Source organism: Streptococcus sp. FSL K6-1323 (assembly GCF_038630745.1).
Taxonomy (GTDB): Bacteria; Bacillota; Bacilli; order Lactobacillales; family Streptococcaceae; genus Streptococcus; species Streptococcus salivarius_D.
Map to the genome: position 1 here is coordinate 2061436 of NZ_CP152039.1, position 19873 is coordinate 2081308.

At 40.2% G+C, this 19873-nt stretch carries 29 protein-coding genes, 1 other RNA gene and 1 pseudogene; 5 read left to right on the top strand and 26 right to left on the bottom strand.

From position 1 onward, the window contains the following. Positions 1–62: 62 nt before the first annotated feature. The 4 genes from dapD to ffs all read right to left on the bottom strand — a co-directional run bounded on the left by dapD (position 63) and on the right by ffs (position 2652). Positions 63–761, bottom strand: a complete 699-nt coding sequence (gene dapD / locus NST80_RS09640) for a 2,3,4,5-tetrahydropyridine-2,6-dicarboxylate N-acetyltransferase (RefSeq protein ID WP_002886999.1) — start codon at positions 759–761, stop codon at positions 63–65. An 85-nt stretch (positions 762–846) separates the two neighbouring features. Continuing rightward, positions 847–1599, bottom strand: a complete 753-nt coding sequence (locus NST80_RS09645; protein ID WP_002887000.1) for an HAD family hydrolase — start codon at positions 1597–1599, stop codon at positions 847–849. Between the two features lie 113 nt (positions 1600–1712). Continuing rightward, positions 1713–2552 (bottom strand): methyltransferase domain-containing protein, encoded by an 840-nt coding sequence (locus tag NST80_RS09650; protein ID WP_002887001.1) that lies wholly within the window; start codon positions 2550–2552, stop codon positions 1713–1715. Positions 2553–2566: 14 nt separating this feature from the next. Continuing rightward, positions 2567–2652: signal recognition particle sRNA small type (ffs, locus tag NST80_RS09655), an RNA gene on the bottom strand. A gap of 320 nt (positions 2653–2972) precedes the next feature. Here ffs and NST80_RS09660 point away from each other — a divergent pair. The 3 genes from NST80_RS09660 to NST80_RS09670 are packed head-to-tail and all read left to right on the top strand — an operon-like array spanning position 2973 to position 3620. After that, the gene (locus NST80_RS09660) at positions 2973–3131 is read left to right on the top strand and encodes a class IIb bacteriocin, lactobin A/cerein 7B family (protein ID WP_002885650.1); all 159 of its coding nucleotides are present in this window, start codon (positions 2973–2975) and stop codon (positions 3129–3131) included. A gap of 19 nt (positions 3132–3150) precedes the next feature. Continuing rightward, positions 3151–3318, top strand: coding sequence for a class IIb bacteriocin, lactobin A/cerein 7B family (locus NST80_RS09665; RefSeq protein WP_002887002.1), 168 nt, complete (start codon positions 3151–3153; stop codon positions 3316–3318). Positions 3319–3365: 47 nt separating this feature from the next. Further along, positions 3366–3620 (top strand): hypothetical protein, encoded by a 255-nt coding sequence (locus NST80_RS09670; RefSeq protein ID WP_045001373.1) that lies wholly within the window; start codon positions 3366–3368, stop codon positions 3618–3620. A gap of 85 nt (positions 3621–3705) precedes the next feature. Here NST80_RS09670 and tadA read toward each other — a convergent pair whose 3' ends face one another. The 7 genes from tadA to NST80_RS09705 form a co-directional block, all read right to left on the bottom strand. Further along, positions 3706–4224 carry a tRNA adenosine(34) deaminase TadA gene (gene tadA, locus NST80_RS09675; RefSeq protein WP_049529273.1) on the bottom strand — a complete coding sequence of 173 codons (519 nt, stop codon included), beginning with the start codon at positions 4222–4224 and terminating at the stop codon, positions 3706–3708. A gap of 769 nt (positions 4225–4993) precedes the next feature. After that, a complete protein-coding gene (locus NST80_RS09680) occupies positions 4994–5386 on the bottom strand; it encodes a single-stranded DNA-binding protein (protein WP_049529272.1) in 393 nt (130 codons plus the stop codon). 229 nt (positions 5387–5615) lie between these two features. After that, entirely contained in the window at positions 5616–5843 is a 228-nt protein-coding gene (locus NST80_RS09685) for a sulfurtransferase TusA family protein (RefSeq protein ID WP_003095911.1), read from the bottom strand. Positions 5844–5857: 14 nt separating this feature from the next. Then, positions 5858–6889 carry a YeeE/YedE family protein gene (locus NST80_RS09690; RefSeq protein WP_049529271.1) on the bottom strand — a complete coding sequence of 344 codons (1032 nt, stop codon included), beginning with the start codon at positions 6887–6889 and terminating at the stop codon, positions 5858–5860. A gap of 137 nt (positions 6890–7026) precedes the next feature. Further along, positions 7027–7650, bottom strand: coding sequence for a YtpR family tRNA-binding protein (ytpR, locus tag NST80_RS09695; RefSeq protein WP_049529270.1), 624 nt, complete (start codon positions 7648–7650; stop codon positions 7027–7029). A 9-nt stretch (positions 7651–7659) separates the two neighbouring features. Beyond that, entirely contained in the window at positions 7660–7974 is a 315-nt protein-coding gene (locus NST80_RS09700) for a thioredoxin family protein (RefSeq protein WP_045771798.1), read from the bottom strand. After that, on the bottom strand, positions 7971–8255 hold the full coding sequence (locus NST80_RS09705) for a DUF4651 domain-containing protein (protein ID WP_003091918.1): 285 nt from the start codon (positions 8253–8255) through the stop codon (positions 7971–7973). Before NST80_RS09705 ends, NST80_RS09700 begins: the two co-directional genes overlap by 4 nt. A gap of 99 nt (positions 8256–8354) precedes the next feature. On the opposite strand from NST80_RS09705, the gene pepA reads away from it, so the two are divergent. Together pepA and proC are read left to right on the top strand one after the other, a co-directional pair. Then, positions 8355–9422: a glutamyl aminopeptidase gene (gene pepA, locus NST80_RS09710; RefSeq protein WP_265107588.1), complete on the top strand. Its 1068-nt coding sequence runs from the start codon at positions 8355–8357 to the stop codon at positions 9420–9422. Between the two features lie 15 nt (positions 9423–9437). Beyond that, positions 9438–10208 carry a pyrroline-5-carboxylate reductase gene (gene proC / locus NST80_RS09715; protein ID WP_049545691.1) on the top strand — a complete coding sequence of 257 codons (771 nt, stop codon included), beginning with the start codon at positions 9438–9440 and terminating at the stop codon, positions 10206–10208. A gap of 138 nt (positions 10209–10346) precedes the next feature. Here the strand turns inward: proC and tnpA are convergent, their stop codons facing one another. The 15 genes and pseudogenes from tnpA to NST80_RS09790 form a co-directional block, all read right to left on the bottom strand. Then, the gene (gene tnpA, locus NST80_RS09720; RefSeq protein WP_342504605.1) at positions 10347–10820 is read right to left on the bottom strand and encodes an IS200/IS605 family transposase; all 474 of its coding nucleotides are present in this window, start codon (positions 10818–10820) and stop codon (positions 10347–10349) included. A 159-nt stretch (positions 10821–10979) separates the two neighbouring features. After that, positions 10980–11650 (bottom strand): annotated as a pseudogene (locus NST80_RS09725) (type II CAAX endopeptidase family protein). Positions 11651–11762: 112 nt separating this feature from the next. Further along, complete coding sequence (locus tag NST80_RS09730) at positions 11763–12209, bottom strand: CAAX protease (protein ID WP_104021398.1); 447 nt, start codon at positions 12207–12209, stop codon at positions 11763–11765. 77 nt (positions 12210–12286) lie between these two features. Further along, the gene (locus NST80_RS09735; RefSeq protein ID WP_265107593.1) at positions 12287–12943 is read right to left on the bottom strand and encodes a type II CAAX endopeptidase family protein; all 657 of its coding nucleotides are present in this window, start codon (positions 12941–12943) and stop codon (positions 12287–12289) included. 11 nt (positions 12944–12954) lie between these two features. After that, positions 12955–13152, bottom strand: coding sequence for a helix-turn-helix transcriptional regulator (locus NST80_RS09740; protein WP_002885716.1), 198 nt, complete (start codon positions 13150–13152; stop codon positions 12955–12957). Positions 13153–13402: 250 nt separating this feature from the next. Then, entirely contained in the window at positions 13403–14596 is a 1194-nt protein-coding gene (locus NST80_RS09745; protein ID WP_048674220.1) for an acetate kinase, read from the bottom strand. A gap of 56 nt (positions 14597–14652) precedes the next feature. Then, positions 14653–15609 (bottom strand): class I SAM-dependent methyltransferase, encoded by a 957-nt coding sequence (locus NST80_RS09750; RefSeq protein WP_002887012.1) that lies wholly within the window; start codon positions 15607–15609, stop codon positions 14653–14655. A 44-nt stretch (positions 15610–15653) separates the two neighbouring features. After that, positions 15654–15971 (bottom strand): competence type IV pilus minor pilin ComGG, encoded by a 318-nt coding sequence (comGG, locus tag NST80_RS09755; protein WP_021144683.1) that lies wholly within the window; start codon positions 15969–15971, stop codon positions 15654–15656. Beyond that, positions 15949–16386, bottom strand: coding sequence for a competence type IV pilus minor pilin ComGF (comGF, locus tag NST80_RS09760; RefSeq protein WP_002887014.1), 438 nt, complete (start codon positions 16384–16386; stop codon positions 15949–15951). Before comGF ends, comGG begins: the two co-directional genes overlap by 23 nt. Then, positions 16373–16603 (bottom strand): competence type IV pilus minor pilin ComGE, encoded by a 231-nt coding sequence (comGE, locus tag NST80_RS09765; protein ID WP_013991265.1) that lies wholly within the window; start codon positions 16601–16603, stop codon positions 16373–16375. Before comGE ends, comGF begins: the two co-directional genes overlap by 14 nt. A 31-nt stretch (positions 16604–16634) precedes the next feature. After that, the gene (comGD, locus tag NST80_RS09770) at positions 16635–17063 is read right to left on the bottom strand and encodes a competence type IV pilus minor pilin ComGD (protein WP_014632541.1); all 429 of its coding nucleotides are present in this window, start codon (positions 17061–17063) and stop codon (positions 16635–16637) included. Then, a complete protein-coding gene (gene comGC, locus NST80_RS09775) occupies positions 17023–17337 on the bottom strand; it encodes a competence type IV pilus major pilin ComGC (RefSeq protein ID WP_037611125.1) in 315 nt (104 codons plus the stop codon). Before comGC ends, comGD begins: the two co-directional genes overlap by 41 nt. Before the next feature lie 8 nt (positions 17338–17345). Next, complete coding sequence (gene comGB / locus NST80_RS09780) at positions 17346–18446, bottom strand: competence type IV pilus assembly protein ComGB (protein ID WP_129852292.1); 1101 nt, start codon at positions 18444–18446, stop codon at positions 17346–17348. Continuing rightward, on the bottom strand, positions 18328–19269 hold the full coding sequence (comGA, locus tag NST80_RS09785; RefSeq protein WP_048674224.1) for a competence type IV pilus ATPase ComGA: 942 nt from the start codon (positions 19267–19269) through the stop codon (positions 18328–18330). Before comGA ends, comGB begins: the two co-directional genes overlap by 119 nt. Positions 19270–19349: 80 nt before the next feature. Further along, the gene (locus tag NST80_RS09790; protein WP_002887019.1) at positions 19350–19712 is read right to left on the bottom strand and encodes a DUF1033 family protein; all 363 of its coding nucleotides are present in this window, start codon (positions 19710–19712) and stop codon (positions 19350–19352) included. Positions 19713–19873 lie beyond the last annotated feature (161 nt).

Below are 19873 nucleotides of genomic sequence, written 5' to 3' on the forward strand. Positions count from 1 at the left end.
ATTTGTCTTATTTTATAGAGAATCTAGAAATAGAGGCCTTACAGGCCTCTACTATCAATATGTTACAAGTTACGCAAAGCATCTTCGAGTGCTGTTTTTTGTTGTGTTTTCTCATCAATTTCCTTGATGATACGAGCTGGAACACCAGCCACAACCACATTTTCAGGAACATCTTGAGTAACGATAGCTCCAGCAGCAACGACTGAACCGTTACCAACTTGAACACCTTCAATAACAACAGCATTGGCACCAACAAGAACGTTGTCACCGATACGAACTGGGTCTGCTGAAGCTGGTTCAATCACTCCAGCAAGGACTGCACCCGCACCGATGTGGCTGTTTTTACCAACAGTAGCACGACCACCAAGGATAGCACCCATATCAATCATAGTACCAGCACCAATTTCAGCACCGATATTGATTACAGCACCCATCATAACGACAGCATTGTCTTCGATAGTTACTTGGTCACGGATAATGGCACCTGGTTCGATACGTGCATTAAGGTGACGTTTATCAAGCAAGGGAACAGCTGAGTTACGACCATCTTGTTCCACAACATAGTCCTTGTTTTCAGTCAAGTTAGCAAGAAGTGGTTCAATATCTTTCCAGTCTCCGAAAAGAACGTTACCAAGTTTAGTGACAGAAGCTGGAACAGCAGTTGCCAATTCCCCTTCAAAAGTTACTTTAACATTCGTTTTCTTTTCAGCATTACCGATAAAAGCGATAATTTCTTGTGCAGACATTTTTTGTGCAGTCATGAGATTCTCCATTCACATAAAGTTAGGAATTATTATACCAAAAATTCTGATAATTGTCTTTGCTTTTGCCAAATACAGTGTATTTTTATGTAAAATTGGTCTTTAGAGCCTCTATATCAGTAATCACTCGGTCTGGCTTGATTGGGGAATTCTCCAGTTCTCGACGGGAATAAGGGAAGGTATTGAGCAAGATACCATCGATCCCAACTGCTTCAGCCACAGCAATATCAGTCGTCAAGTCATTTCCAACCATGACAGTCTCAGACGGGTTTAACCCATAATCATCCAAAACTTGCTTTAAAAATTCAGGTTGAGGCTTACAGATACCGGCATCCGAAGACAAGTAAATAGCATCAAAATAAGATCTTAACGCCATTAGGTCAATCTCAGCGTTAGTAAAGGCTGCTTGAGCATTAGACAAGAGATAAATCCGACAGCCCTGTTCTTTTAGAAAGGCTAGCACCTCCTTGGTATGGGGATAAGCCGTCACATGTTTGCGAGATAAGACGCGAAAGACCATTGCTATCAATTGTCCCCAATCTTCCGGCTGATTAGAATTACTAGACTGAGGCCGAGCATCTACATAAAGCTGGTTAAAAATGTGGGCTAAATCAATTTCTGGATAAGCAACTCCTTTGAGCTCTATTAACTCCTTACGGGCCTGATCCACGTGCTTAGCATAAGCCTTTTTAAGAGCATCACCCTCATAAGCCGCTCCATAAGCCTGATATAGTTGGCCTAGTTTATCCCATAACACAGGATCCTTCTCATCGGTTAGGATATCAACCAAGGTACCATAAAAATCAAAAATGTAGTTCTTATAGGCTCTGTTTTTCATCGCTTTTTACCCATTACTGAAACTTTCCTACTTATTGCTCTCATCATACACCTTTTAGGAAGACCAAACAAGCTAACTGAGACATTTTCCCATCAAAAAAATCCCAACGATTGTTAGGATTGCTTATCATCTCTAATACGGCCAATCAGCAGTTCTCCCGCAACGGTTAATTGCGTCACTGAAGTCAAGTCCAAAGTATCCTTATTGGCATGGAAAAAAAGAGGTGTCATCTCGGCAAATGTTTGAACATGCTCTGATGGCATAGACCAAGTCTTAGCAATCGTCACACGCTCCAAAAGGTCACAGGACTCTTGAAAATGTTCCAGAACATCCTGGTTCGAATAAGCCTGCGCCTCCGGTAACAATTGGCGAAACTCTTTAAGATGATCCTCATGAGGAATAACCTTAAAAACCAAGCCATAATCAGACAAAAGTCGTCCAAATTCTTGATAATTAGCTGGTGAAAAAATATCTAAAATCACATCAATACTATGTTCACGTAAAGGCAATTGAGCCAAATCGCCAACAAACCAAGCTACGTTTTTCTGAGGATTTTGACGTGCCGCAAGAAGGATTGAATCCTTAGACAAGTCAAAGGCCATGAAATCCTTGTCAAACTCTTGAGCCAACTGACGGCTATAATAGCCTTCACCACAGGCAACATCTAGAACGTGCGAGTGTTTAGGAAGGTCACGCAAGTGCTCTGAAATCACCTCCAGAATAGGATCGTAATAGCCTGCCGCAAGAATCTGACTCCTCTTTTCAAAAGAAGCCATATCATAGTGCTTATCTCCCTTGGTCTGTCTCAAAAAATTAACAAAGCCCTGCTTGGCGATATTAAAGGTATGCCTATTCTGACAAACCAAGCTAGACAAATCCAAATGCATTGGCGCCTGACAGATAGGACAAGCAAAAAGACTCTCTTGATCTTTAAAAACACTAAATTTGGCCATAAATCCTCCTTAACACAAAAAAAGAGCACACACCTGAAATCGCTTAGGGCTGCTGGATTCCTCCCCTGACCCGCTTCACGCACAGATGTTGCTCCGAAAAATATTATACCATAAATTGAAGTGATTGCAAGTAGAGAACTTATGATAAGACTAGCTAGACCTACCCCTATCAATCCCTATTATCTTCTTCTGTCAGTATAACCTTCGATAAAACATAAGACTTACCATGGTGACATTTATGTCACTACTTTTTTATTTCTCGACACCTTATAATAAATCCATAGCTTGAGTAAAGCACCAAAAGCTAGTGACATGGCTGACTTTATTGAAAGGAGAAGTCATATTTAACATATCTCTTAACTCGTGGTGAGAGGGTATGAGATTTAAAAACTCACCAAAAATAAAAAAAGGAGAATGACAATGATTAACAAAGAAATGAAGGCAGCTGACCTAGCCTCAGTAACAGGAGGCGGATGGAAGACTAACCTTGCCATTGGAGGGCTCTGCCTAGCTTCAGGACCTATTGGAACTATGGTATGCCTTGGAGCCTACAATGGCTACATGGACTCTGCGAGATAAAAGAAAGGACATATGAACAATGACTAAGACCATTAACAATCGTAAAAACATGACTACTCAAGAACTTGAAACTGTATCAGGTGGAGTGGTTCCTTGGGCCGCTATTTCTGTTGGCATTGCTGCTGCAAAACTGACTTATGACCTTAGCTATGCTGCAGGTAAGTCTTTCTATAACCTCACCCACTAACTAACAGAACTCGGCTGACATCTCAAAGATTTTGAGGATGATAACTCATGAAACATATAAACAATCAAACAAATAATACTACTGCTAATCAATCACCTAAAATGAATAACTATTTACTCGTAAAAATAGCTTTAGCTGGAATTATCAGTAGCCTACTTCTGATACTCCTAATCAACCTTATCTTTTATGTACGATTAGGAACACCAATTATTGATACTAATTTGAAGTCCGCTTTTGGTACTCTGATTCTCTTTATGCCTATTTTTCTTTTAACAAGTGAGAAAGAAAAAAATAAAGCATAGAAAGAGTGACCTAAATTGCCTTCAGGAAAACAAAAAAATCATCTTCCATTAAAAAGTGCAAGTCCCTTTGGACTTGCACTTTTGTTTACATCTCTTGCCTTGTTTCCAATTTAGCCAATCGTTTGGCTTCTTTTTTGCGTTCACGACTCTGACGGAAAAAGTCTTGCATAATCTTAGCACACTCTTCCTCCATGACACCAGTCTCTACTTCTACGCGATGGTTGAGACGCTCATCTCTTAGGATATCGTAAAGGCTACCCGCACCACCAAACTTTTGATTGCTTGCTCCATAGATAACTTTAGGAATACGAGCCAAGCCAATTGCCCCACTACACATGACACAGGGTTCGATGGTTACAAAGAGGGTACAATCTAACAAACGCCAATTGCCTACAGTCCTATTAGCCTCTTGAATAGCCATGACCTCCGCATGCATGATAGCTTGATTGAGCTCCTCACGTGCATTGTGCCCACGGCCTATGACTTCGCCATCTTTAACGATGACACAGCCAATTGGAATCTCTGCTTTATCTAGAGATTTTTCGGCCTCCTTAAGAGCTTCAGACATAAAAAAGTCTTTCTCTTCTTGGGTAAAGTCAAGCATTAGTGTCACTCCCGTTCCAAGATTTGCGAGACAATATCTCACTTAGTCCTTCTATTATAGCATAAGAAAAGAAATACCGAAGACCTCCATTTTAAAGGACACAAAAAAAGCTAAGACGAATCATCCTAGCTTCAAACACATTAGTCTGGTGAGTCTTAGGAATCACACCAATGTGTTCCCCCAAGGCTAGACGAAAAGTCAACGACCGCTTAACATCCTAATTCATATGTCAGTCGGAGTGTCATAGTCAATTGTCTGTGAAATCATTATACAGGCCTAAGGCCTCACAACGATAAACAAAAATGCAACTGTCTCAAACAATTGCAAGGATAGCGTTATAGTTGTGATATTTCACACTTTCCTTCCAAACAAATAATGCCTACTATAAAAGTAACTTTTATAGCTTTTTCCTTACCCATCTATAGTTTATCATGAAACCTCTATCATTTAATTTAAAAATCGGTAATAAAACAATGATATAGATTAGAAACAACTGTTAATTGTATGCATTGTTTTGAATATTTTGCTTAACATTTAAAACGTTGATATATCAACGTTTTATGGCTTCCTAAACTATTTTTTCTAGTCTATCTACACTATTAAACACCTATCATCCTAAGTCTTATCTAATTTTACTGTTTATTAGTCTAACAAGTGTTTAATATTTTATCTCCAACAATTCTTCAAAACAAGGTATGGAACAAGATAATGATTTTTTATAGAGGTTGCTTCAAAGATAGGAGACCTAGATAGCTAGTCAAAGGATAAACTAGAAGGGAAGCTCTTCTTCCAAGACGAGGTCAGCCAAGTCATTATCAGGATTATTTTCCCTAACAGCACGCTGAGCACGACTCTCCAGAAGTTGGAAAGAGGAACAAAGCACTTCAGTAACGTAATGGGTTTGACCATCCTTATCGTACTTACGGGTACGAAGCTCCCCATCAAGAGAAATTAAACTCCCCTTGCTAGCATAAGATACTAAGGTCTCAGCCAAACGCCCCCAGACAACCACTGTAATAAAGTCAGCCTCACGATCACCATTTTGCGTCTTATAGCGACGATTAACCGCAACTGTAACACGTGTAAAAGACCTATCGCTAGCAGTTTTTACCATTTCAGGAGTCGCCGTCAAACGTCCAATTAAAATAACTTTGTTATACATTTTTTTACCTCCACCTATCTATTCGTAAGCGGAAGTAAAAAATAGATTATTTTAAATAGCTTTACAGGTTCCTTTGAGAGTATCCTTACTAATACTCCAATCTACATAAGCAAATTGTCCTAATATTCCTAGTAAAATAGGAGACTATTACTTTTCTAGTAATACTGCTCTCTCAGATATTTTCATGACAGCAGTTGAATGTTAAATTTTCTCTACTCGTTTAGCTAGCTCAACGTTTTTGAACCACAATTTCCCATGAAGCAGGACCGACTTGTTCAAAGCGCGTCACAGGATAATCATTATCTGCAGCCCAGTTTGGTATACTTTCCGTTGCTTGCGTACAATCGAAAGCTATCAACAACTCATCACCAGTAGCTAATTCAGCCATTTTTTTCTTCGCATCAATCAATGGGAATGGACATACCAATCCACCCGTTTCAAGTTTTATCAAAGCCATATGATATTCTCCTCTTAATTTTTGTTGGGTTTTACAAAGATAATATAGGAAGCTGTCCAAACACCTAAAATAGTCACTGGTAAAGCAATCCATCCCTTACTAGAAAAAATTGCTGTAGCTGTTAAACCATTACCAATCGTACAGCCACCAGCCCATGAAGCACCGATTCCCATAAAAATACCCCCTAGTGTGCTCTTACCGATGGTTGACAAGTCTGGCAAGCGCCAACGAAACTCTCGAGAACCCTTTGCAGCAAGAAAGGAACCAAGAAAAATCCCCAATACAAGAAAAACACCCCAACCAAGCTGTTTACTATCACCTGTAATAATATAACTAATTAGATGTGCTGAGGGAGTTGTAATCCCTAACCCTCCAACACGACCCGTCAACTGACTAGCAGGCCAAGCAATTAAAGCAACAAGACCTATCAGAAATCCTGCAAAATATTTATGGTAAGTTTTCTCAAAAAGATAGTGTCTCACTCCCTTATATTTTGATGGAAGCGTAGCAATCTGACGTCTGGGCTTACGTAACTCTCGAATGACAATGAAACTTGTTATAGCTACTAAGAAAACAAGAAGATACCAAACCGGAATTCCTAATTGACCAGCTAAATCATCATTAATTACCCATCGCTTAGCTATTAATTGATTCAAAGGAACAAGAAATCCTGATTTCATAGCCGCTGCACTTGTCATATAAAAGAATAGTGCAACCCAACTACCTAGGAGACCTTCACCAGCACGATACCACGTTCCTGTGGCACACCCCCCAGCGAGAACAATTCCAAAACCAAATAGATAGGAACCCACAATTGCTCCTAACACGGAAAATTCTTCATAAGGGTTTCCAATAATACCTAATTGAATCAGGGAAAGTACTCCTATACTTTCTACTGTGATTGCAATAAGAAAAGCGTAAAATAATGTATTATTACGTGCAATATACATATCTCGGAAACCACCAGTCAAGCAGAAACGAGTTCGTTGCAAAATGAATCCAAATATCAGACCAATGAGCCCACCAGAAAGAATAGTTGTAAGCATAAGTACCTCCTAAAGTAAATATTGATTACATTTTAAGAAAAATATTATAACTTGCATAATCTTTCTTTTTTATGATTAGCTATAAACTTTCTTTATGACAAACAAAAAAGCGGCTTACTTACCGCTTCTTTTACTATTTACCCTTTCCAGTGTTTGGCTGGATCAAAAGTCTCACCGACTACTGCTGAATCATCAAGTTCAATAATACCACGTTTTTGTGGGGCATTTGGAAGTGCCAACTCACGTGGGGCACACATCATACCATAACTATCTTCACCACGAAGTTTTCCTGGGAAGATAAGGGCACCGCTAGGCATCATAGCACCAGGAAGTGCTACGATAGTTTTAAGCCCAAGCGCTGCGTTTGGTGCTCCTGCAACGATTTGGACCTTCTTATCACCGATGTTCACTTGGCAGATGTTAAGGTGGTCACTGTCTGGATGTGCAACCATTTCATCAATTTGTCCAACCACAAAGACTGGACCTTGTGTGTTTTCCAAACGCTCTTCAAAGCCCTCTTTAGCCAATTCCTCGTTCAAGACAGCTACATCTTGGTCTGACAAAAAAACTTGACCGTTACCTTCGATATCAATGAGGCTTGACGCTTCAAAAATATTCCAAGCAAGAGTCTTGCCTGTTTCATCAGCTGTGACACGCGCCACTTTACCTTTACGTTCTACGCTACGTTTGATGTCCTTAGTATCTTCCAAGATAACCAACAAAACGTCGCCAACTTGTTCCTTATTGTATGCAAAAATCATGGGTTCTCCTTATACTGTTGCCAAAAAGGCATTGATTTCTTCTTTGGTTTTACGAGCTTTATTGACCAAGCGTCCCAATTCCTGACCTTTCTGAGTCACGACAAAACTTGGGATACCAAAAATATTCCAAGTTTGCGCCAAAGCCATATAATCATCACGGTTGACACGCACAAAGGTCATATCTGGATGGAGGGCTTCAATTTCAGGCATAACGGGATAGATAAACTGGCAGTCTGGACACCAATCAGCAGTGAAAAAGAAAACCACCTTTTGATCACTTTCGACATAGCTTGCCAGTTCTTCAAGATTCTTAGGAATAATCATGCCTGCTCCTCCTCATAGGTCAAGATATCCTCTGCATAAACAAAGCTATAGGCACGTCCATCCTCTAAGACGATACCTCCTGTAAGCCCTGGATTTTCCTTATCAGTGGGATTCGTATAGAGGACTGCGATAGTCCCCAGGTGTGATAATTCTTGTCTAATATCTTGGATTAATGCAGCCTTCTTCATTTCTGCACGTGACTGTCTATACTTCTCTGCCATTGCCAAGAGACCTAAAGCTCCTACGCCTCCAGCAAACAAGGCCAATGTTTTACGTTTCATATGAAACATTTTACCATATTTTTAGACGAATGGGGAGAGGCTACCTATCTCTTAAGAATCGTGCTAAAATAGTAACAAGTACTACTCAAGGAGGATTTTATGACTACCCTATTTGATAAAATTAAAGAAGTAACCAAGCTCAGTGCTACTTCAGGCTTTGAAGCGCCAGTACGCGACTACCTTCGCCAAAATATTACACCACTCGTAGATGAGGTCCAAACAGATGGTCTCGGTGGTATTTTCGGTATCAAGCATAGCCAGGCGGAAAATGCCCCTAAGGTGCTCGTGGCTGCCCACATGGACGAAGTTGGGTTTATGATTAAGGAAATCAAGGCAGACGGGACTTTCCGTGTCGTCGAACTTGGTGGTTGGAACCCACTGGTTGTCAGCTCACAACGCTTTACCCTACACACCCGTGATGGTCGTGTTTATCCTGTTATCTCAGGTTCGGTGCCACCTCATTTCTTACGTGCTAGTGGCGGGGCTTCAAGTCTTCCTAGTGTTTCTGATATCGTCTTTGATGCTGGTTTTGCCAACCAAGAAGAGGCTAATGCCTACGGTGTTTTCCCAGGTGATGTCATCATTCCTGAATCAGAAACGATTCTCACAGCCAATCAAAAAAATGTGATTTCTAAAGCTTGGGACAACCGTTATGGTGTTCTCATGATTCGTGAACTCTTGGAAAACGTTAAAGATCAAGAACTCAATAATACTCTAATTGCTGGTGCCAACGTTCAAGAAGAAGTTGGTTTACGTGGTGCCCATGTTTCTACCACTAAATTTGATCCTGAAGTTTTCTTTGCAGTGGACTGTTCTCCTGCAGGTGATATCTATGGTAATCAAGGTAAGGTAGGTGATGGAACCCTTATTCGTTTCTTCGATCCAGGTCACATCATGTTGCCAAATATGAAAGATTTCCTTTTGACTACAGCTGAAGAAGCTGGTATCAAATATCAATACTACTGTGCTGCGGGCGGAACAGATGCTGGTGCCGCTCACTTGCAGAATGCTGGTGTCCCATCAACAACTATCGGTGTTTGTGCCCGTTACATTCACTCGCACCAAACCCTTTATGCGATGGATGACTTCCTAGAGGCACAAGCCTTCTTACAAGCGATTGTTAAGAAGTTGGATCGTTCAACAGTGGATTTGATTAAAAACTACTAAGACAAGGAGTAACCCATGATTATTGGTTTTATTGGCGTTGGAAAGATGGCGACAGCCATTATCAACGGCCTAAATACAAGCTCACATCGTATCATTATTTCAGGGTCTTCCTTGGCTCGTTCACGCCAAATTGCAGAGGAACTAGAGGTTGAAGCTGCTGCTTCCCATCAAGAATTGTTGGATAATGCTGATTTAGTCATTCTTGGTATCAAACCTCAAATGTTTGATAAGGTACTAACTGGCCTCAATTTCCATCAACCTATCATGAGTATGGCTGCTGGAGTAACCTTGGAACGCCTCGCTTCACTTACCAGTCCAGACCTTCCTCTCATTCGTATCATGCCTAACCTTAACGCTCAGATTCTCAAGAGCACTACTGGTCTTTGTACCAACGATAAGGTATCCGAGGACCTTTTGGCAGTTGCCAAGGAAATCACAGACAGTTTTGGAACCACTGTTGAATTGGCTGAGAAGGACTTTGATACCTTCACTGCCCTAGCTGGCTCTAGTCCGGCCTACATTGCCCTCTTTATCGAGTCTCTGGCTAAGGCTGGCGTCAAAAATGGCCTAAGTAAGCAGGTCGCTCTGACCATTGCCACACAGACTGTTCTAGCTACTGCTGAAAATCTCAGTCTTGGTAGCGACAGTCCACATGATCTTATTGACAAGGTATGTAGCCCTGGTGGGACTACTATCGCCGGTCTCATGGACCTTGAGCGTACAGGCCTCACCCATAGTGTGGTTTCAAGTATTGACACCACTATTGCTAAAGCTAAAAAACTATAGTCAAAACCACCCGTGAGAACGGGTGGCTTGCTCTTCGGCTGAAAGCCTCTGCTACCGGCCGAGGCCTAAAGGCCTACCGAATGGTTTCCCTTCAGCACCACCTTTGCTAGCTGACCCGTCTAGCGGGTCTCTTTAAGATTACTTTCTTTTATTCTTCTCACCTGTAAACGGATCATACTCCTCAAATAGACTTAGCTGATCTGCTATCACGTCTTCTTGTAATTGATTACGAATATATTCTTCAATTCGCTTCTGATTTCGTCCAACCGTATCAACATAAAACCCTCGACACCAAAATTTGCGATTCCCATATTTATACTTTAAATTAGCGTGTCGATCAAATATTATTAAGCTACTTTTGCCCTTTAAATATCCCATAAATGAGGAAATACTTAGTTTCGGTGGTATACTCACCAACATGTGAATATGATCTGGGCAAGCTTCTGCTTCATGAATTTCAACACCTTTTCTTTCGCATAATAATCGTAAGATTTGACCAATACTTGCTTTGTATTTCCCATAAATTATCTGACGTCGATATTTGGGTGCGAACACAATATGATACTTACAATTCCATGTAGTATGTGCTAAACTATTATTATCCTGTCTCATCAGGGGTCCTCCTTTTGTATATTAGTTAGTGGTCGGGAAACCTTATCTAATATAACACTTTAGGGGACTTTTTTGATACATCGCTAAAAGCTTTTCGGAACCACTAGCACAGCTAGTGGTTTTCGTGAGACAAGAAAAAAGCTCGGAATCTTCCGAGCTTTATTTGATATATGGCGCTAAAAATTGCAAGAGTAACAACATTGAAACCGCAATACTATTGTTAATGATATGGGCCATGATACAGTACTCTAACTTTTGAAACTTACGATATGCTATCCCAAGGACAAACCCCATACCTGCGTATACAATCCAAACACCAATACTATTCGGCATATGAACAAGACCAAAAAGTAAACTACTAACAATCAAGCCAACAATAGAATCGGGGTTAAAGACACGTCCCATGAGAAGCCCTCGAAAAACCAGCTCTTCCACAATCGGTGCCATAATTACCGTAAACGTTATGAGAAGGAAGGGATTCATATGGGCATTTTCTATGGCTGCCTGATTGGTGCTATTACTAACACCTTCCATCATCATGACCATAGAACCAATCCTAGTAACAATATAAATACCTAAGTAGGTCAAGCCAATCATCCCCCAGGCCTTCAGGCCTTCAGGGAAGAAAGTGCCTTAAAGCCTTCGAAAAGCCCAAGACGTTTTCCTAAGAAAAGAGCTCCTGCGCTCATGAGAAGCAAGACAAAAATTAAGAGACAGACTAACCTGGTATCTTTGACACCTAAATAGATGGTTGGAACTTGATCAATAATTAGTATTAGGAAAGCTAGTAAAAAATAGAGAAAGCGTTTGAGAATTGACCCTTTGTTCATGAGAAGCCACCTCTTTTCATCATTTATTTGTATCTTTATTATAATACAACGAAACTTATTTGACAAGATAATAAGAGCACGAAAGGTGAATTTTTCAAGATAATATAGGTTCTTATCCTATTTTGGATAGAATGAGACGAATAAGGGCAAATCCCAATACTAAGCCATAGAGCAAGACAGATAAGACTGTAACATAGGGCAACTGAATATTGACAAAGGCATATAAGGCGATTAAAGCAAAGATAAGCAAAAACTCTAGAATCAGAGTTGCAACTGCTGTCGCCATTAAAATCTGTTTATTTCGCTCATCATAGGCAGCAATATACATCCGATGAAGACGTTTGGAATGGGTAAGTGTAGCAAAATAATAGATTGACAAGACATAAACCCCAATGGTAAGTCCTAAAACTAAGCCTAGAGCATAATCACTAAGATTGTTAGAGCGAATAATAAACAATCCCAAAACACCCAAAGACAAAAGAGAACAGGCTACTCGTGTAATGTATTTCTTAAACTCATCCTCTGTTTTTCTCTTTCCTACTAACATTTTTATTAACATATCTTAACACTCCCTTTATTATCCTTTATAAGAGCAATATAACTTTTTTCACTGACAACTTTAAACACTTATTTACCTTAAACGAAAAGACTGAGTAGTACACTTATGCTATTGTTTAAGATATGAACACCCATACTGTACTCGATACGCTTAGTCTTATAATATGTTATCGCAAGACCAGCTGACATAATACCATAGATGACAATTGTCTGAAGCGTAAATGCTGAGTGACCAGCCATAAAGAGAAGACTGGAAATAACAAGACCCGTCTTAAAGTATTTTCCAAAGAGCACCTTGGCTAAGAGTCCTCTAAAAATGATTTCTTCCATAATCGGAATAATAAAACCGGCGACTACTAGGTAAAGATAGAATGGTACGTGGGCAAAGATAGCATTTAAAGCATCTTGATTTTCCATAGTCGCATTGTGTGTTAACTGACCAATAAAATACCCTAGAAGATCACCTAGGAAAAAGATGACGAGATTAAGAGAAGCAATCGCAACGAGACGTCTCCAATTAATCTCTTTAAGCGATAAGAGTTTAAATCTATAAGCAATCACGATAAAAATAGCCAAACTCCCTAATGCCCAAATACCGTAACCTATTTGCTCCACAAGTGAAAACTTACCATCCTGAGTAAGTAGCGGGAAAGCACCTAATAGTGTTAAATCTAAGATTAGTAGAGTGAGCGCTAAAACAATAACACCAATTTTCTTCATGACTTGTTTAAACATATCTTTTCTCCTTAATCTTCCTCAAAAATAAAGACTTCTTCAATAGTCTTTCCAAAATATCTAGCAATTTTAAAAGCCAGTTCCAACGACGCATTATAGCGACCTTTTTCGAGTGAAATGATGGTCTGCCTCGTGACCCCCATCTCATCTGCTAACTCTGCCTGACTAATCTTATTAGCCTTGCGAAGTTCCTGAATTTTTGTTTCCATGTGGCACCTCAACCTTATCGTTTATTCTCAAATAGTTAAACTCCTTACTTTTCTTTGTTAAGTTAACTTTACATTTATAGTATAGTTCACTTTACATGTTTTGTAAAGTCTTTTTTACATTTTTTGTAAAGTTTTCTTTACTTATAGAATTACACATAAATAGAAATATTCGAATGATTCTGTCAGTGCATTCAAAAAAGCTAGCCAATCACTCGGCCAACTTTTCTGGTCTTATCAAATTTTTGATAACTTATTTAGTTTTAAGGCGCTCAACATCACGCGCAATCACCAACTCTTCATCTGTTGGGATAACAAATACTTTAACAGCTGACTCTGCTGTTGTAATGTCGCCTACATGTCCAAAGACATTCTTTTCAGAATCCACTTCAATACCAAACCAAGTGAGACCATCTAAAACTGAAGCACGAACTTCCGCAGAGTTTTCACCAATACCTGCTGTAAAGACGATAGCATCCGCTCCGTTCAACACACCGAAGTATTGAGCAATGTATTTACGCAAACGATCCACATAAAGATCATAAGCTAAGGCACATTTTTCATCACCAGCATTCTTACCAGCAATGATATCACGCATATCACTTGATTTTTCAGAAATGCCAAGAAGGCCTGATTCCTTATTAAAGACGTGACGGATACGCTCAGCATCTGCCATCTCAGGTTCACGGTCAATAACAAATGGAATAATCGCAGGGTCAAGATCCCCAGTACGTGTTCCCATCATAACGCCACCAAGTGGTGTCAACCCCATTGACGTGTCTACTGATTTACCACCATCAACGGCAGTAATAGAAACACCATTTCCCACATGGGCTGTGATAATCTTAGTTTCTTCAATTGGCTTACCTAACAACTTAGCTGCTTCTTGAGAAACATATTGGTGGCTAGTTCCGTGTGCTCCATACTTACGGACTTGGTAGTCTGTATAGTAACGATTAGGCACTGGATAACGGTAGGCCACTTCCGGCATAGATGTATGGAAGGCTGTATCAAAAACAGCAACACTTGTAATATCTGGGAGGAGCTCCTTAAAGGCACGAATCCCTGAAGCTGCACCTGGATTGTGTAAAGGTGCTAAAGCTGACAATTCTTCAATCTTAGCCAAGGCATCTTCATCCACCAAGCTTGATTCTTTGAAATATTCTCCACCAGCAACCACACGGTGACCAACACCTGTAATTTCATCATAGCTCTTGATAATATCAAAACGAATCAAATCATCAAGCAAGATTTTTACTGCCTGAACATGGTCAGCAATATCTAGAGTTTGCGATTCTGAACGGTCATCAAATTTTACTGTTGAAACAGAATCTTTCAAGCCGATACGTTCAATCAAACCCTTAGCAAGAACAACTTCATCTGGCATCTCATATAGTTGCCATTTCAAGCTTGAGCTTCCTGCATTAATTGCTATTGTTTTTGTCATAAGCCACCTCTTTGTAAAACGCTTTCAATAATATAGTCTTATTCTAACATGTTTTGCTAGAAAATGGAATTATCTGATTTCCATTTTTGGAAATTCTCTGTAAAATCTTTGAGGACCTCTGGGTTTTGCAAATCACTAAGTGGATAAACGAAGGTCTCAGGAGCATTTTCAGTTTGTTTTTTAAGCACAAAGATAGACTTCATGTTATGTTTATTGCCAAAAGCTGCTTCTGGAAGAGTGATAACGGCAATAATATCAGCATATCCTGATAGCCATTTCTTAAGCAAATCACTTTGTGGGCTTGTCAAAAGATTAGTTGGTGCCAAAAGAATAGCAATACCATCTTTCTTCAGGTACTTGAGTGATTGCTCCATGAGAAGGTGATGGGCATAGGTGTGTTCACCGGTTGCTGCAACCTTGAAACGACTCGCAATTTCATCATTAGGGTAGTAACCAACAGGTAGGTCACTAATAATAACATCACTCTCTTTGAGAATATGTGGTCGAACAGCATCTTCTTGAATGTAAACTGCACTTGAATTCACCACATCAGCAATACTAGCTGACAAATCGATAAGAAGATCGTCAACTTCCATTCCCATATAATTAAGGGTTTTCTGACTATTATTTAGAAGAGTTTCAGCCAAGTTTCCTGTCCCCGAACCAATCTCCAAAACATCTAATTGGTCGTCCTTGGTCAAACCTTCGAGTAGGTAGAGGATGATAAATCCAATAGCATCAGGTGTAAACTGGTGATTGGCTTGTAAGGCTTCCAATTGCCCTAGCTTGATAAACAAGAACTGAAAAGCACGACGCCACTCCTCTTTGCTTAGATTAAGGGCACGTAATTTCTCGTTGTTTTTGATGATGACTTCATTAGCTACCTCAGCCCCCAAATAATAGGAATTTTGCTCAATAAGCGCATCGTAAGCATGGGTTCCAAGATCATTTTCAATGGTTTGGACATTTTCTAACAACAGCTCAAAGGCTGTCTCAATTGCTTCAAAATTCATGATTTCCTCCGTCCTTCTATCATATCAAAAAGGAAAGAGAATTTCTATTTCTGCTCCTGCTTCTTCACATAACGATAGGTCTTGATTTGGCCTTTACTGGCAACTCTAACAATCACTTGTTTGTCCTTAACCTCGTAAGTCGTAGTTCCCTGGGAAAAACTAAAAGCACCTGCTTCCTTGTCCGCCAAGTCCATGGTCATCTCTGCCATGAGACGACTCTGACTGGAGATCATTTGCGCTTGGTTCTGCCTAGAGCTAGCAACCACCCGCTCCAGATAAACATGCAGAAGAAGTGTGAAAATGCCAGCCATAAAAAGAGCGTAGAGAAGAACGCCTCCCCTAACCTGTTTTTTCAAAAGCATAAACAAAACTCCTTTGTAGCCCATTTTTAAGAGTCACTTGGATGGTGACTATCTGGTTATTTTGACTAATTGTACTAGCTTTTACATTGAAAAGCATTGGTTGGTAGCCTCGACCGTCAGCATTTGTTTTTCGAAAATCAGTAGCACTTGAAAGGCCAAAAGCCAGGTCTTGATTATCCTGCTTGACATAGAGCTTGTTCCCTTCTACCTTTACCAACTGACAACCTTCTAACTCTGCCTCCATTTGTTGAACAAATAGAAGCCAGTCTTGGCTTTCTTGTTGCTTGACCTGCTTAACATTGCTCACCAATACTGTGGTCAGACCTTGATAAACTTGAACTGAACCAGCAATCACCAACAAGGCCACTAGACACTCCAAGAGGGTAAAAGCACGAACCTTGCTATTGAGAGACATGAATAATCTCCTTTCCTGATTCATAAACCGCGATACCTTGCTTGCTACGTTTTACTGTCACTGTGATGCCATTTAAGGTCAACTGATCCTGTTTGGTCTGAACTGCCATGGTTGCCACACTCAAAACCTCCTGTTGGTGGAGATTCCTAGCCATTAGCCTACGATTGGTATTAATCTGATCCAAGATAAGACCACTGACGAGTACTAAGACAGCCATTGCTATCAAGCTTTCGATAAGAATATAGCCTCTAAGAGACCGTCTTTTTATATTTACCGCTGCCCATGTTAAGCTGATAGGTCACCACCTCCTTATCACTTGAAAAACGAATCTTGGTGAGGCTAGAGTTGCCTCCTTTGGCATCAAATACTAGCGTCTGCCCCTTATCCAGATGTATATTTTTAGGAATCACCAGACTTGATTTTCCGTTACTGATTTTATCCTTGGACAACTGCAATTCAACATTGGACCCTTCCGCCGCTGCCAAGCGCTGACTATCTCGGTATAGGTACTCAAAGCGCAGATAAAAAAGATTAGTCTCAACCTGCTGAAAAATACCTGTGACTGAGCCTGATAAACTCAGAGTGAGAAAGGCAACCACTGCTAGAGTCACCAGACTCTCCAACAAGGTAAAGGCTCTAATTGGCCACTGAGCGGCTTTCGCCACCATGTTTCGCATAGTAATCATTGTATGAATCTGCCTGTTTTTGCGTGATTTGACCTTCTGAAACAAGAGCGGCTAAGCTAGCTGTCTTGTTATTCTTCATTTCATAAAGTTCTGCTTGAGAATCCACGACCTTGACCACAGCCGCATTTCCAGTCTCTTTAACAGAATCCTTCTGCTTGCTCAAGTTAGGTACAAAGAGCAAAAGGAGAATACTGATAATGAGAAGCACGACCAGCATTTCAATCAGTGTAAAAGCTCGTAATTTAACGGCATTCAATTTTTTCAACATCATTTTCATGACATCATTCCTTCCATATTTTGATACATTGGTAATAGCATAGCTGCATAAATCATTACAATCACGATAGCAACAATAACAAAAATGAGGGGTTGCACAAAGGTTGTTGCCTTATTAAGACGGTTAAAGAAAGCCTGCCAAACCTCTTCAGCATAGACTTCTAACTCATAGCCCAACCTAGCATTAGCCTCTCCATAAGCAATAATTAAGGATAGTTCCTTAGTGAAGAAAGGGTGACTAGCAATACGATCAGGAAAACTCTGTCCTAGCATCAAGGCTTCCTCTAAATCAGCCCCCAGCTCACGAAAAAGCTTTGATTTTTGCTCTTTCATTAGAGCAACTAAGTCTAGCAAGTCAATACCTTGCCCTAAGAGATTTCCCCATTCTCTAGCATAATAGGCAGTCGTATATAGCCTGACAGTTTGGCCTATAAAAGGGATTTTGGCCATTCGTCGATAAAAGACAAGGGCTGACTGGCGTTTGACCCATAGATAGAGAATTAAGCTTAATACAAGAAGTCCGCACAAAGTCACAAAAAAGAGTTGGGGAAAAATTTGAACCAACTGTACAGCCCAATTCTCCTTACCATCCCCCTCTAACAGTTGAGGCAGAAGATAATTTTTGAGCCCCAACATAATCAGAACTAGGAAACCCAGAAGTAGAATAGGATAGGTTGCTACCTCCATGAGTTTCTTACGAACCTTGGTCATACGAAGCATATAGGTTTCAATCTTGGTTAAACTCCCTAGAAGATTACCGTGCTTATCAGCAAGGGCAATCTGAGTAACAATATTGTCCGAAAAGCCCACTGCCGCAAACATCTGGTCCAACCTATCGCCTCGCATTAAGCTCGCTTTCATAAGAGACAATGACGATTCTTTCAACAGGTGACTTCGCTCCAAAAAGGCTACGATTTCAGTCAAGGTAAACCCTGCCTTTAACAGTTGTTTGAAAAGCTGGATAACCTTGAGTTGCTGATTAATCTTTAATTTTTTCCCCTTGGATATCCCCTTCAGTGAGATATCCTTGTTTAACCAAGCCTTCCAACTGCTGGTTCCAGCTGGTTGACGAATGGCTTTGGAAATTTTCACTGGCAAAATCTATCACACCTCCTCCCTTAATCAGACGCATGTAGGCAATCCCTTGAAGAGCATTATCCAACTCGGACTTATCTACACCAAGGTCCAGAAGACGCTCATAAACACCTGACACACTCTTTGCGTGAATAGTTGAAAGAACAGTAACTCCCGTCAGACTAGCTCTAATAACCGCTCGAGCAGTCTCCTTATCTCGAATTTCTCCAATAATCAAAACATCCGGGCGGTGACGTAATGATAGCTTAATCAAATTATCATAGGTCATGTCAATTGCTTGATTCACCTGGAGTTGCAAGACATTATCCTGTTTAATTTCCACAGGGTCCTCAATCGAAATCACCTGCTGCCCCTTAAAACGCTCCTGAACCAACTCATGCATAAGCGTAGTCTTTCCAGAACCAACGGGACCTGCAAAGAGATATAAGCCACGATAATCCAAAGCATCCATAATAGGCTGGATTCCTTGATTCCAGTACACTAATTCTCGACGTTCAGAATGTAGAACACGAATAACTAAACTTTCTAAGCCGCGATAATCCCCAACGGTAGACAAACGCAGAGAAACCCTTTGACCATCACCACAATCATAGTCACAGGAACCTAGTTGACTCCTACGCTTCTCACCCACCATCATTCCCGCCACAAATTTAAAGTGACCAATAAGACTAGCCATGAAATCAGGCCGATATACATCAATTAATCTCCTCTCTTGGCCAACTCGCATATAGAGCTCGTAATTATCCTGACGTGGAATGACATAGATGTCTTGAGCCCCACAACTATCAGCATTTTTGATCATTTCCTTAGCAAATTCTGTTACCATAAGGACCTCCTCATAGACCTATTCGTAAAAAGTTTAAGAAAATGAAAAGAAGCCCGAAAAAATTCGAGCTTCTGCATTATTTAACGTTTAATTTTACAGTGGGCATGATTTGGAAGGTCATTTCGCTTTTCATATCCCGGACGGTATTTTTCCTCAGGAATTTCCTGCCAATCATCCAAAAGAGCAATCGATTGATAGACCTGCAGGTATTCGTCACACTCCTCACACCAGTGCTTATCCTCTTGATCCCAAAAAGCAGTCATGACACTACTACGGCTGATATAACTTGGCAAGGTTTCTTCCATCGCAAACCAAAGTTTTTTATAGTACTTGAGGGCATCGTAAAAATTTTCAAATTCCTTAGTACTGATGATATCCTCTTGCCATCCTTCTAGGAACCACCACGGTTCCAAATCCCCTTTCATTTCAACTACTTGGTACATTTTTCTTTCTCACTTCATCTTTGGTGTTCTTATTATACAAAATTTTCTGGAAAAGATAAAAAAAATGGTCTTATATTTTATATTTATCAAAAATAGAAGAAATTCTAGTCATATAAATACGAAAAGAACCCACAATTCATTGTGAGTTCTTTTGCTTTCAT